The following is a 14877-nucleotide window of genomic DNA, read 5'->3' on the forward strand; positions in this document are numbered from 1 at the left end:
TCCTATATAAGTAATTTAATTAGTACTATTACGAATAATCTATATAATACTTTTGTCTTGATTTTTTCAGATTAATTTTTTAGCCATATACGGACCTTTTCTTTCATATCCAAATTTACGATAATAATTTCTGGTTCCGATTCCGCTAATTATAGCTATTTCATCTTTTCCTTTCTTGATAGCTAATTTTTCAGCTTCTTTTAATAGTTTTTCTCCAAATCCTGTGTGCTGACCTATTTTGGGATTTTTACCGCCTATTTTAATCATATTTCCATAGACGTGCAATTCACGTATAAGTGCAGTTTCATCGCTGATTTCAGGTCTGTAGTGATTTGGTGAAGGAATTCTGAATCTTAAAAATCCTGCGATACTTTCTTCGTTTTTATCTTCAATTGATAAAAAGGTTTCTTCACCGCCGCATGCATTGTATGATTCTTTAAATAATTTAAAATCATTTAAACTATATTCCTGACTTGTTTTTTTATGACCTATTTCGCGGCAGCGGATACATTGGCAGTTAATGTCATGTTCTTCTAATTTGTTGTAAACCAGTTCTCCAAGGTTGGATTTTTGAACTCCTGCTTCAATTAATGTTGATGGAATGTCTCTTTGAATTCTCATGGTTCTAACCCATTTTGGAAGAATCTGTTTAATTTTAACAATTAAATCAACAGCTTCTTCATCAGTATATGGATTATATTTTCCTTCTTTCCACAGGTCATATAACTCGCTGCCTTTGGTAACAAGACATGGGTAAATCTTAAGCATGTCCGGTTTAAAATTATCATCGCTAAATAGCTTTTTGAACATATTTAAATCTTCATCAGGACTTACAAACAATCCAGGCATCATATGCATTGCTACTTTTACGGCACTGTCACGAAGAAGTGTATTTGATTCTATTACATCAGCTATTGTATGACCTCTTTTAATTTTAGTGTATAATTCGTCAGATAAAGTTTGAACACCTAATTCAACTCTTGTAACTCCAAAATCAAGCATTCTATTTATGTGTTCTTTTTTACAGTAGTCCGGACGTGTTTCAAATGTCATTCCGACACATCTTACTTTGGAATTTTCATTGGCTTTTTGAACATCATCAATAAGTACATAATTGCTTGGTTCATAGCTTTTAAGAATATCTTTTTCAAAGCATTTTATTTCTGCAGGATCTAAATTGTATTCGTTGTCTTCAGGTTTGTTTTTAAGTATCAATCCAAAATCAACCATTGCCTTTAGACATTGTGATACAAACCATTCCTGATAACATAAGTCTCTGGAAGGGAATGTTCCCCCCATTATGATGAGTTCCACTTTATCAATTGGGTGTCCTATTTTTTTAAGCTGTTTCAAACGGTTAAAACATTGTATATATGGATGGAATTCATACATTCTACCTCTTAGGGCTGCAGGTTCTTCACCGGTATAACTTGGTGGTGCATTGTTACTTTTTGGACAGTAGAAACACCTTCCGTGAGGGCATTCATGAGGATGGCACATTACAGCAACTATTGCAACACCGGACATTGTTCGGGTAGGTTTTTTCTTTAAGATGTTTGAAACAATTTCTTTTTCCTGGGGAGTTGCATATTCCAAGATATCTGCATTACTCATAAATCTGGATAGCTTTAAGTCACGACATAACTGTCTTTTTTTGACTTCCAGCTCTTTTCTGGTGTTTATTTTGTTTTTTAAAATGTCCTCAATTATTATGCGACAAGCATTTTCCATATTATTCTAACCTTTTATAAATTTAATAGTTAATTATTTATATTGATATAATTATAATATTTACTGTTTTATAGAAGATATTTTCTTTAAAATATCTAAAAATAAGGTGATAACTATGAATATTAAAGAAGTTTTAAACTCTAAAGTTTTAGATAAAAACGCATATGAAGTTGGAACTGTAACTGATTTCGACATTGATCAAAAAGAAGGAACTATCAATTCCATGATTGTTTCTTTAAAAAAAGGAGTATTTTCTAAAGAAGAACTTGAAGTACCTTTCGAAGACATTGAAACCATTGGTGGATATGTTATTTTAGCTAAAGAATTACCTAAACCTGAAGAAGCTGAAGAAGAAGTTGAAGCTCAAAAAGTTGAAGTAGAAAAAGAAGAATAAATAAGTATTCTTAAAAAGGGGTTTTTAAAAATGATTGTTGATGCAAGAAATAGGGAAATAAATCTTGGATCACATGTAAGATATGTAGATACTGGAACTGTTGGTGAGGTTACTGACAGTAAAGTGGAAAATGATGCTTCCTGGGTTAAAATCGATAAAACTAATTTATGGTATCTTGCAAATAAATTAGAATTATTAAATGATGAAGATTTTAAAACTAAAACTTATCATGATGATAAGGATATAGATATTGAAGCCATTAAAAACTCTGAAAAAATGTTTGAGGATGTTGAAATATCTTCCAGTGCAGCTAATGGTGGAGGATAGTTTCATCCTTTCTTTTTTTAATGATTCATAGTAAATATTTTAACTTTACCTGCAAGTTGGGGACCGATACCTTCTACTTTTTGTAAATCTTTTTCACTTGCTTCACTTAAATTATCGCCGAATGTTTTCATAAGAAGTCTTGCTCTTTTTCTTCCAAGTCTTTTAACTCCTACAACAAGGGGGATTATATCTTCTTTTACTCCGTAATATAATCTGGCAGATAAATAATCCATGTCTTTCAGGTTGGAATAATTTCCAAGAACTTCAAGTGTGTTTTTAGCAAATTTAACTAAACGGGAAGCTTCATAAGCTGATCTTCTGGTAGATGCTGAATAAACATTGTATGCATTTTCAATTTCATACTCATTTCGCTCATCAATCCATTCGATTAAAGAAACGGCAGTGGCTTCGGGGTTTCCTATATCAACTGCAAAAAGGCCGCATTCAGACAGTTTGTCACGAACAGGATCTTTGCTTTTTCTTCCTTTAAATGAAATTAATGGTAAATCAGGAGTTTCAGCTAAGGCATAAATCATTTCTGCAGTGTTTAATTTTTCCATAGTTGAAACATATTCCTTAATTTTAACGGCTGTTTCAACTGCATAGTTTGATTTAGCTATTAAATTACCGAAGTCTGTTGTTTTAAGTCCTTCTGGGGTGGCTCTTATTATTCCATTTTGAAGCAGGAATTCAAGAGCACTTTCAAGCTCCCAGTTTAAACTGTCCTGGGCAAACATGGACATGGAAGGATTGTTTTTCATTTGGAACCCGTATAATGTTTTTCCAAAGAAATCATTCAAATCATCAAGGTTTTTGGAAAGTGAGGATGCGATTTGTGCTATAATCTGTTTGTAGATGGCATCTTTGTTGTCTATTAATTTTGAATTTGTTAATTCAATTTCACCGTTAACATAACGTGCTTCCAAATCAAATGCCTCATCCATTGTTTTAGCTACCAAATAGGAATACCCTACATCATCATATTGTGGTCTTCCGGCTCTTCCGGACATCTGTTCATAATCAAAAACAGGTATTGATGCAGGACCGTTGCTTGTCCATCTGGTGTGGTCTCTAATTACTACATATTTTGATGGCAAATTAACACCATACATCAAACTTGGAGTTGCAGTAATCATCAGTATATTTCCGTTTCTGAATTCATCTTCAATTATTTCTTTCTGTTCATTGAAAAGTCCAGCATGGTGGAACACAACACCTTTTTCAGCAGCTTCAGCCAGTTTAAGACAGGTTGTAGTTGGAAGTGATCCTTTTTTCTTTGGAACTTCCAGTAATTTATCAGCTACCTGTTTAAATTTCTGTTTTTGTTCATTTGTTGTTTTTTTATCTATTTTTTTAGCAACATACGTAGCTAAGCTTTCTGTAAATCTTCTTGTTGACACAAAGCTTAATGCCTGTGAATTGTCTTCAATAGCTTTTTCAACAATTTTTACAATAACATCGTTTTTATTTTTTGTATTGAACATTTCAGCATCTAAAACTTCTTTATTTAAAGGCACTGGTCTGTAATCGTGTTCTACAGTTTTTCCGTCAAGCCACTGTTCAATTTCATCAATATTTTTTAAAGTAGCTGAAAGGGCAATTATTCTTAAGCTAGGATTAATAATTTTAGCTCTTGTAATAGCTGATTCTAATGTTGGTCCTCTTGAGTATTCTCCAATCATATGGAATTCATCAATGATTAAGGTATCTACTTCGCGAAGTACATTCCAGGAAAATCTTGTAAGTGCATCAAATGATTCAAAAACCATAACTGATAAATCTGAACTGGAGGGGTGTTTGCCTACTTTGATTCCATGTTCTTCAAATGCTTTAAATTCTTTTACTTTTTCATTTTGAATTGAAAGTAATGGAGCTGCATAAACTGCTTTTCCACCATTTAGAATAGTTTTTAGAGCAGGGAGAATTCCAAGTACTGTTTTACCACTGGCAGTTGGAATTGAAATAATATAGTTGGAATTATCTTCTAAATAACCTGATTCAATTACTGCTTTTTGCGCGGGATTGAATTCCTTAATGTAGGGATAAGCAGTATTTATTATTGTTTTTATATCATTTGACAAATTTTCCATAATAATCATTTAAAATTTATTTTTTTCATATATATTAAGCTTTTCACTAATTGTTTTGTTGAGCGCTGTTTTTATATTAATACTTTTTTTTATTTTATTATTAATGAAGTATTACTTTTTTTAATTAAAATCATAATAATTATATAGTTTGGTGATTAATAGGATTATCATTAATGAATTTGGATTAATTCGTTATGTTATTAAAATTTGGAGGAAATTAAATGAATTTTAACAATGGATTAATAGTTGTTTTAGCAGCTGTTTGTTTAATTTTCATGTCGTTAACTGCTGTATCTGCAGAAGAATTAATATATAATTCTAATGATGATGCTCTGGTTAATAATTTAAATGATAAATTAGGTAGTGGATATACTAATTTAAACGGTAATATGGAAGGGGCAGGATATGCTACTGAAAATCTGGTCCCTGTAAATTCAACTGAAATATATGTTAGTGTTGATGGTATGGGTGATGGATCTAGCAGTAATCCTACAAATTGGACTGCTGCTATTGATAATATTGGGGATAATGGGACAATATATTTTAATGATGGTGAATATAAGTTCGCAAATCAAGTTATCTCTAAAAACTTAACATTAAGTGCTCTAGAGAATACCTCCCCTATAATCAATGGTGAAAAATTAGGGAATATTTTTGTTGTTAAAACAGGAAATTCTTTAACTGTAAATTCTTTAACTTTCATAAATGGTGAAGGCAAAGTGGGAATTGTCTCTAATGGTGGTGCTATTGAAGTTAGCGATAATGCTAATTTAAATGTTATTTGCTGTACTTTTAAAGATAATACTGGCACTATTGGTGGTGCGGTTCATATTTCTAATAAAGGAACTGGAAGTTTTGTTAATTCGACATTTATAAGAAATACTGGTAAAACTGCTGGTGGAGCTATTGGTTCTGTTGGTAGAATAATCACTATTGATAATTGTGTTTTTGAAAATAATAGGGCTATTACAAGAAATACTGGAAATGGTGGAGCTATTTATTTAAGTAGTTTTTCAAAAGCTTTAATAAGTAACTGTAATCTTACAGGAAATAATGGAAGTAAATCTGGAGCTATTTATCTGAGTTCTGCACTTGGTAGTAATAATGCAGGTATTACAAACTCTAATTTTGTAAATAATAAAGCAACTTATAATCAGGGAAGTGCCAGCTATGGGCATGGTGGAGGAATTTATGGAACTTCTGAGACAAAATTAAATATTATGGGGTGTAGTTTTGTAAATAATACCAATCCTAAAGGTAATTCCAATGATTTATACATTGACTATAACTGTATAGCTAATTGTGATTATAATTGGTGGGGAAGCAATTTAGCTCCTGTATCTAATGTTAACTATAATTTTAAAGGTGATGTTACATTAAATTATTGGCTAATTGCATCTAATAATACTGATAATGGTCAAGTTTCAATTAATATAAATAAATTCACTGATAAAGAAGGTAATATTGACAGTATTGAAGGTATTTTGGTTAAAAGACAAGTATTTTTTAATTCAACTGAAATGATGCCTAATTCTACAGTAACAGGTATGATTTCTATGTTTAATGGTATTGAAGCTAAAAATATCACTGCCATTGTTGATAATCAAATATTGAATTTAAAGATAACTCCTTATGTGGAACCTAAATTTGAAGGTAAAGAATTATATGTTGATGGAAGTATTAGTGAATCAGGCAACGGTTCTTTACTTAATCCTTTTAAAACTATTTTGGAGGCTGTTGATTTAGCAAATACTGCTGATCATTTAGTGACTATTTATATTTTGGCAGGTATCTATGAAGATATTAATATGACTGTTACAAATAATTTAACTATTAGTAGTTATAATGGAGCTAAAGTTGTTTTAGATGCAAACAAGAAAGGTTATTTCTTTAATTCAAATAATTCATCAAATACTTTAACCGTCAATAATTTAATATTTAATAATGCGACAGGATTGTATGGTGATGGTTTTTCAAAGACTATAGGTGGTGCAATAAACTCTGAAGGGCATTTGAATGTTTATAACTGTGAATTTAACAACAATGTGGCAGAGTCTAATGGTGGAACTATCTTATCAAGAAATGGAGCTACTTTAATTAATTCTACAATATCTAATGGTGTTGCGGACTATAATGGTGGAGCTATATGTGTTTATGAAAATCTTAGTGTAGTTAATTGTACTTTTATAAATAATCATGCTCAATATCGTGGAGGTGCTATTAAATCCTTTGGTAATGCAAGTATTATAAATTCTACTTTTATGGATAATATTGTTAAACGAAAAGGAGAAGCAGGTTATGGTGGAGCTATCTCAGTTACTTTAGGTAATTTATATATTGATAATTCTATCTTTTTAAATAATACTGCATACTATGGTGGTGGAGCTATTTATTTGGGTGATGGTGATGAATATAGTGTATCCAAATATCTCTTTACTGTTAAAAATTCCATTTTTGATGGCAATTTAGCACCTTTCGGTGGAGCAATAGGAACTAGTGACCGTGGTATAAATATGACTGGTTCTAAAGTTTGCAACAATGCTGTTCCTCAGGACAGTGTAATGTCTAGATATGGAACAGGTACTGGTATTTATATTAAACAGGGAAACAGTCTTATTAATGGAAGCATATTTGCAGATAATGTTAATTTGGGAAATGGTAAAGACATTTATATTGGTCATGGAAATATTATAGCTAATTATAACTGGTGGGGAAATAATGCTAAAGTAGCAATTCCAAAAAATGTTCAGGTTAAATCAGGTACTTTAACTTTAGATAATTGGGTAGTTATGAATACTACTTATGAAATTAAAGATAATGATATTGAAATTACATCAAACTTTAATAATTGTATTGATGGTGAAGGAACCTACATTAAATCATCTGTTAAATTAATGGATATTGATGTTGCATTTGATAATGGTGTTGAATCTAGAGTAATTAAAAGTAAAGATGGAATAGCTAGCACTGTCTTTGATTTAACAACAAGCGGCAGTGTATTTACAATAACTGCAAATAATGAAGTTCAAAAAATTAATATTTCTACAAAACAAGACCCAATAATTAATATTACAGTAAATGATGTTATTGTGGGTAATGATGTGGTTGTTAAGGTTGATATAACTTCTGGTGCTACTGGTAATGTTACTTTTACTGTTGGTGAGGTGTCTAAAAATGTTACTATTGTAGATGCTATGGCTAGTGCCACTTTCAAAGATTTAGGTATTGGTGTGTATAATGTTACTGTTGTTTATTCTGGTGATAATAATTATCGTCCGGCTTTAAATAGTTCTTCATTTAATGTAGTGTTGCCTGATGTTGTTATTGGCTCTGTTTCTACTCAATGGTCTTCTGGTATTTATGCTGGTGTAGATAATATTTTTACTATTAACATTAATAATAAAGAGTATGTTAATCTTGGCGGAGTGATTGTTGAGCTGTATTCTAATGAGACTAATAAACTTATTGCTAGTTATGCTATTGATAATTTAGTTTCTGGTAATAATAAGATTACTTTAGTTGATCCTACTATTAGACCTATTGATGAAAATACTGTTTGGCCTAAGGCAGCAAGTAATAAGATTGATTTTATTGTTAAATTAAAATATAAAGAGTTTGATTTAAGTAATAAGACTATTACTAAAATTTTGGCTTATAATGGTTATTTAAATAAAACTTATGCCTATAATGGCTCTGGCAATATTATTAATCGTAATTATACTATTTCCGGTGATGTGATTATTTCAAGTCAACCTACTTCTCAGTATATGAGTCAATTTTCCAAATTTAGAAATGAAACTTGGAATATTATGATTCCTGAGGATTCTAATGTTGTTAAAGCAATTCTTTACTTTAATTATAATTGGGATACAAGTTTATTCCCTAATGGCTGGAATTTAACATTTAATGGACATGATATAACTAATAAGTATATTAATCATGAAATTGATCAGGGTAATTTAGGTGGTTATGGTGCATATCGATATGGAAGTTTAGTATTTGATGTAACTGATTATTACAATAGTAATGGAAACAATAGTTTTGTAATTAATAAAACTGTCAATTGTGCTCTTTATCCTAGTACTTTAGCTGTTTTATATAATATTACAGGCAGTAAAAGTATTAAAGATGTTTACTTTAGTGATTGTTGTGATATTTTCTACCCATATTATAATCAATATGGTTATGATGATAAACTTAGTTCATTGTTTACATTTAATAATTTAAATATAAATGGTGTTATTAATGCAACATGGTATGCTTTTGCTGGTTCTGGTAACAATGGTGATGGTAATTTAACTTTCAATGGTGTTGAATATGTCAATGTTTGGGATGGGGGTAGTCAGGAGAGTTGTAATGCATTTATTGTTGATGTAACTAGTATTATTAAAGAAAATAATGCTGCATATTTCCTCACTTCATCTGATGGTAAGGTTCAAACTACTGTTGTTGCTTATGAGCAAATTTTAGTAGTTGAAAGACAAAAAAGAAATTCAACAATTATTATTGATGTTAATGATGTTAAAATAGGTGAAGATGTAGTTGTTAATGCTAGTGTAACCTCTGGGGCTACGGGTAATTTTACTTTTACTGTTGGTAATAAAACTCAAACTGTTGCTATTAGTGATGGTAAAGCTTCTGCTATTTTTAAAGGTTTAGCTAGTGGTAATTACACTGTTAAAGTTGAATATTCAGGGGATGATAATTATAATGCTAATCAAAGCACAGCGAACTTTATGGTGTCCAAAATATCTGATTACAATATGGATATTTCTGTTCCTGAAATTAAAGAAGGAGTAAATTCCACTATTGGTGTAGATTTACCTAAAGATGCAACCGGAACAGTTACTGTTGAAATTGACAGCAAAAAATACACTGCAAATGTAATTAATGGAACCGCAAATGTAATTGTTTTTGGTTTAAGTGCTGGAGATTATAATGTCACTACCACTTACTCCGGTGATGCTAAATATGAGTCCATGACTAAAAAAGGAAACATAACCGTAATTCCAAATGTAAATGTAAATCTTGATGTTGGTGATGTTGAAATGATTTACCATGATGGAAGTCGTTTAGTTGCCAAATTAACAGATTTCCAAGGCAAACCAATAGTTAATGCCACAATATATTTCAGTATTAATGGTGTAAATTATGCTAAAACAACTGATGCAAATGGTACTGCTTCTATAGGTCTTAATTTAGATTCCAACACATATCAAGCAACCATAACTTATAACGGATCTGCTAATTATAGTAAAATCTCTAAAAATATTACAGTTACTATTAATCCAAGTATCATAGCTGATGATTTAGTTAAAATGTATAAAAATGCTACAGATTTCAGAGCTAAATTCTTAGGTAGTGATGGAAAAGTATTAGTTAATACTCAGGTTAAATTTAACATCAACGGTGTTTTCTATACTAGAAGCACGGATAAATATGGTGTAGCCAGTTTGGCTATTAATTTAAGGCCGGGAGATTATATTTTAACTGCATATAATCCGGTAAATGGTGAGCAACAAGGATTTAACATAACAATAAAATCATTAATAATACAAAATGACTTAACTAAGTATTATATGAATACATCCAAGTTCCAAGCAACTATCTATGATAAAAACGGAAGTTTAGCAGTAAATAAAAATGTAACCTTCAACATCAACGGAGTATTTTATACAAGAACCACAGATTCCAACGGTGTAGTTAATTTGAATATTAATTTAAGGCCTGGAGGATATATTGTCACAACAATATATGGGGGATTAGACATAGGTAACAATATAGTTGTTTTACCTACGCTGGTTACTCATGACCTTAATATGGCTTATGGGGACGGCAGCAAATTTACTGCACAAACCTTAGACGGTCAGGGAAAACCATTAGCTAATCAAAATGTATCATTTAACGTAAATGGTATATTTTATAATGAAATAACTGATGATACTGGTATTGCTTCATTAAATATTAATTTAATGAGTGGAAAATACATTATTACATCTTATTGGAATGATTTCCAAACAGGAAACAATATAAAAATTAGTCCTTAAGAGAATTTCTATTATTCTCTTAACTTTTTCTTTTTTAACAAATATTGTTGATAAAAACAGAAATTCCACTAATAAATTGAAAAGTGAATCTGAACATTTGATTTCAGATTATCTTGGAAGTTTAAAAAATGTTTACAATTTATTTGAAATTCTTTGGAAGTACGGTTTAATATAATCAATTGAAGATTGGCTTTTTGTTAACAAAAACATTATATAATTCGATTTAGGTTTTTGATTGAGTTATCATGTCTTTAATTTAGAATGGATAAAAATCAACGGGAAATTAAAATATCACTATACATCATGAGTCTATTTTTAATTGCATTGTAGCTGATGTAATATATGATAATAAAGATAAAACAACTATTGAAAAGTTTTTAAAAGAATCTGCATGAAATAAAAATAAAATTGCAATCACAACAGATTTAGATAAAAAGATATTCTACAAGAATCTTATTTCTGATGAAGAATATCATGGATGCTACCAACAACTGAAAATAATTAGATATTTGTTTGATTTAAATAATTGCAATGAATTCACAAATAAATTATAATCTTTAATTTATCATAAAACTGAATTTCGTCTAATAATAATTTCAAATATTTATGAAACTTGCACAAAGATATAAAAGTTTCATTCATCACTTAAAAGATAAGAAAATTGAAAAAAAAAACAAGTAAAAATTGAAAATGTATTTAAAAAAACAATGCCAAAAATCTAGGAAACAAACATTCAAGACTAACCAAGGAGTTTTAAAATGAATATATTTCAGAAATTTGATTTGGAGCTAAAATAGAAAACCGATTTTGAAAATCAACAAAGTTTTTGAAAGGGTTCTGTAGGGAATTAGCTAAATAATTATATATTAGTTTTAATAAATTATCATCATTCAATTAATTTAATAGGAGATAAAAACCATGGTAGTGAAAGTAGAAGTATTTACATCTGATAGCTGTCCTCACTGTCCTGCTGCAGTTAGTGTTGCTAATGAAGCAAAAGAAGTTTTAGGTGATGCTGCAGATATTATTGTTTGTAATATTGCTTCAGAAGAAAATAGGCAAAAAGCAATTAGCCTTGGAATTATGGCTGTTCCTACAATAGCTATTAATGATGAAGTGGCATTTGTTGGTGCACCTGCTTTAGATGAACTTGTTAATAAAGTTAAATCTTTGATTTAATTTTATCTTCTTTTTTTATAACCTGTAAACATGACAAATGAGAATTATACTGGAGTTACTACTGGAACTATAGCTACTGCCTGTTCTCTTGCAGCTTTAGAATCTATTTTAAATACTTCAGATATTGATTGTGTTAAAGTCAAAACACCTAAAAAAACTTTAGACATTATAATTGATGAGTGTAAAAAATTATCTCATTCTTCTGCTTGTGCTGTAGCTCATAAGAATCCTTATAATGATCCTGATGTTACTGTAGGATTATCTATTGTTGCTACTGTTGAATTATTGGATAAAACCAGTGGTGAAGATAGTGTCATAATAACTGGTGGTGAGGGTGTTGGCAAAATAACAAAACCTGGCCTTCAAATTCCGGTGGGGGAATATGCAATAAATCCTGTTCCCCGTAGGATGATTAAAAAAAATTTGGAAAAAATTTTGCCTGATGATAAAGTAGCTAAAGTAACAATTTCAATTCCTGAAGGTCGAAAGATAGCTAAAAAAACAATGAATCCTAAATTAGGTATTGTTGATGGAATATCTGTTATCGGAACTACTGGAATAGCCAGGTCAATGTCTAGTGAAGCATATAAAAATTCTATTGTTACTCAAATAGATGTGGCATTGGCTTTGGATTTAGATAATCTGGTTTTTGTTCCAGGAAACATTGGTGAAAAATTAGCTTTAAAACAGTTAAATATTACAAAACAGCATATTATTCAGACTGGTAATTATATTGGCTTCATGTTTGAAGAAGCTAAAAAAAGAGGAATTGATGAATTTACTTTCTTTGGACACATCGGAAAATTAATTAAGGTCGCTGGTGGAATTTTCAATACTAAACATGCAGTTGCGGATGGTAGGAAAGAAATAATGATTACTCATGCAGGTATTTGCGGTGCAGATACATCAACACTTAAGAAACTGTATTATTCTAAAACAACAGAAGACATGTTGGATATCCTGGATGAAAAAGATTTGCATTTGGATGTGTGTAATAGTATTGCATTAGCTATCAAAGAGCGATGTATGCAGAGATTTGAATTGGATTTAAATGTTATTTTGGTTGATATGGAAGGTAACTATTTAAATGATAATTTTGAAAGGTTTTTATTATGAAAATAGCAATGGTTGGTCAGTTTCCACCTCATATAGGTGGCGTAGGGGTTCATATTCATACTTTATCCAAGGAACTTGTAAAACAGGGGCATGAAGTTTATGTAATAACTTATCCCCATAAGGATATTAAGGATATTGATGGCATTCATGTAATCGGAACCAAAGGAGTTAATATTCCCGGAATTCGGGGATTGATGTTTAAGATAAATGCAAAAAAGGCATTGGAAAAATTATTGAAAGAAGTTGATATTGACATTATTCATGGCCATTATCTGTTTCCGGCAGGCGCAGCCAGTGTTGAAGTTGGAAAAAAACATAATATTAAAACATACATAACTGCACATGGTTCTGACATGTTTGAAATGTATAAAAAACAATTTTTCATGAGACCTATTATTAAAAATGTATTAAAAAAGGCAGATGTTGTTTTTGCAGTAAGTAATGCTTTGAAAGATGAAATATTAGCTACTGAAGTTCCTGGAATTGAAAATAAAACAAGATTATATTGGAATTCTGTAGATATTGCCAAGTTTAATAATGATGGAAATACTTCATTCAAATCCGATTTTAAGAATAATAAACCTGTTGTTCTTTTTGTAGGTAATATTATCAAACGTAAAAATGTAGATTCTTTATTGGAAGCTAAAAAAATAGCCAAAAGTGATTATAATCTCGTTGTAGTAGGTGACGGTCCTCTTTTAAAACAGCTTAAAGATAAAGCAGAAAAAGAAAATATTTCTGATGTTTATTTTACAGGAGCTAGAAAAGATGTAGAAAAGATTATACCAAGTGCAGATGTGCTTGTGTTGCCGTCTTTTTCAGAAAGTTTTGGTTTAGTTTTAATTGAAGCTTTAGCTTGCGGCAAACCTGTTGTTGGAAGTGATGTTGGAGGAATTAAAGAAATCATAACTCCTGAAGTGGGGCTGTTGATTGACCCGAACAGTCCTGAAACTATAGCTGATGCTGTTGATAAAATAATTTTAAATGAGGAATTCAGAAGTAATTTAGCTTCAAATGCAAGAAACAGAGCTAAAATATTCAGTAAAGTTGAAATTCCTTATGATGAGGTTAAATAATGAAAAAATCAGTAAGGTCTCCAGGTTCAGCAACAGTAATTAATGCAATAGCTACAGGCTTTGGTTCTGCTTTCGGTATTGATTTGGATATAAAATGCAGTGCCAATACTCAAAATAACTCCATAACCTGTTCTAATGATGTTGGAGCACCAACTACATTAATGGAAATCTGTGCTAAAAAAACTTTTGAAAAATATGAAATTTCTCCAGATGATTTTGGAATAAATATTAAAACAGAATCTGAATTGCCGATGGCATCAGGATTATCAAGCAGCAGTGCATTATCCAATGCTGTTGTAAGTGTAACTTCTAAAATTATTGCAGATGAATTTAATTTGAAGCCACTTGATGATTTGGAAATAATCAATTTAGCTATTGATGCATCCCTGGAGGCAAAAGTTACTATAACAGGATCATTTGATGATGCAACAGCTTCATATTTTGGAGGAGTTGTTGTTACAGATAATAAAAATAGAGAATTTATCATCAAAGAAGAAATGGATGAATATCCTGTTTTAGTTTATATGCCTAATTTTGGTTCCAAATCTGGAAATTCTGATGTTAACCGTATGAAAGTATTGTCTCCACTTGTTGAAACTGCTTTTGAATTGGCTAAATCCAAGGATTATTTTAAAGCACTTAATTTAAATGGTTTGATTTATGCAAATACATTAGGTTTCGATTCCAATATAGCTATTGATGCTCTGGAAGTTGGAGCAATAGCTTCAGGATTATCTGGAACAGGTTCTTCATTTGTAGCTGTCTGCGAAGATGAAGCAATTGATGATGTTAAAGAAACCTGGTCTAAATATGAAGGAAGGATTATTGAAACTAAAGTGGATAATGTCGGTTGCAGTTTAATTTAGTGTTAAGTTTTCAAATAATCCATAGTATTAAATAGTATAATACAAATAAAC

The 14877-nt window shown here is 30.5% G+C and carries 9 protein-coding genes; 7 read left to right on the forward strand and 2 right to left on the reverse strand.

The window, feature by feature from the left end; genetic code table 11:
- Positions 1-66: 66 nt before the first annotated feature.
- A complete protein-coding gene (locus K4897_RS07280) occupies positions 67-1731 on the reverse strand; it encodes a tRNA uridine(34) 5-carboxymethylaminomethyl modification radical SAM/GNAT enzyme Elp3 (RefSeq protein ID WP_250415869.1) in 1665 nt (554 codons plus the stop codon).
- A 115-nt stretch (positions 1732-1846) separates the two neighbouring features.
- On the opposite strand from K4897_RS07280, the gene K4897_RS07285 reads away from it, so the two are divergent.
- Both K4897_RS07285 and K4897_RS07290 read left to right on the forward strand, forming a co-directional pair.
- Positions 1847-2125 carry a PRC-barrel domain-containing protein gene (locus K4897_RS07285; RefSeq protein ID WP_004033087.1) on the forward strand — a complete coding sequence of 93 codons (279 nt, stop codon included), beginning with the start codon at positions 1847-1849 and terminating at the stop codon, positions 2123-2125.
- A gap of 30 nt (positions 2126-2155) precedes the next feature.
- On the forward strand, positions 2156-2452 hold the full coding sequence (locus K4897_RS07290) for a DUF2098 domain-containing protein (protein ID WP_004033088.1): 297 nt from the start codon (positions 2156-2158) through the stop codon (positions 2450-2452).
- A 17-nt stretch (positions 2453-2469) separates the two neighbouring features.
- Here the strand turns inward: K4897_RS07290 and K4897_RS07295 are convergent, their stop codons facing one another.
- A complete protein-coding gene (locus K4897_RS07295) occupies positions 2470-4551 on the reverse strand; it encodes a DEAD/DEAH box helicase (protein WP_305883882.1) in 2082 nt (693 codons plus the stop codon).
- Positions 4552-4763: 212 nt separating this feature from the next.
- Here K4897_RS07295 and K4897_RS07300 point away from each other — a divergent pair, with 212 nt between their 5' ends.
- The 5 genes from K4897_RS07300 (at position 4764) to K4897_RS07320 (ending at position 14826) form a co-directional block, all read left to right on the forward strand.
- A complete protein-coding gene (locus K4897_RS07300) occupies positions 4764-10589 on the forward strand; it encodes an Ig-like domain repeat protein (protein ID WP_250415872.1) in 5826 nt (1941 codons plus the stop codon).
- Positions 10590-11507: 918 nt separating this feature from the next.
- Entirely contained in the window at positions 11508-11768 is a 261-nt protein-coding gene (locus K4897_RS07305; RefSeq protein ID WP_250415873.1) for an MJ0307 family thioredoxin, read from the forward strand.
- Between the two features lie 30 nt (positions 11769-11798).
- Positions 11799-12884: a cobalt-precorrin-5B (C(1))-methyltransferase CbiD gene (gene cbiD, locus K4897_RS07310; RefSeq protein ID WP_250415875.1), complete on the forward strand. Its 1086-nt coding sequence runs from the start codon at positions 11799-11801 to the stop codon at positions 12882-12884.
- Complete coding sequence (locus K4897_RS07315; RefSeq protein WP_250415877.1) at positions 12881-13960, forward strand: glycosyltransferase family 4 protein; 1080 nt, start codon at positions 12881-12883, stop codon at positions 13958-13960. Before cbiD ends, K4897_RS07315 begins: the two co-directional genes overlap by 4 nt.
- Positions 13960-14826, forward strand: a complete 867-nt coding sequence (locus K4897_RS07320) for a shikimate kinase (RefSeq protein ID WP_250415878.1) — start codon at positions 13960-13962, stop codon at positions 14824-14826. The genes K4897_RS07315 and K4897_RS07320 overlap by 1 nt, the downstream gene beginning before the upstream one ends.
- The last annotated feature ends 51 nt before the right edge of the window (positions 14827-14877 follow it).

It is taken from the genome of Methanobrevibacter sp. TLL-48-HuF1, from assembly GCF_023617305.1.
In the GTDB taxonomy this organism is placed as follows: Archaea; Methanobacteriota; Methanobacteria; order Methanobacteriales; family Methanobacteriaceae; genus Methanocatella; species Methanocatella intestini.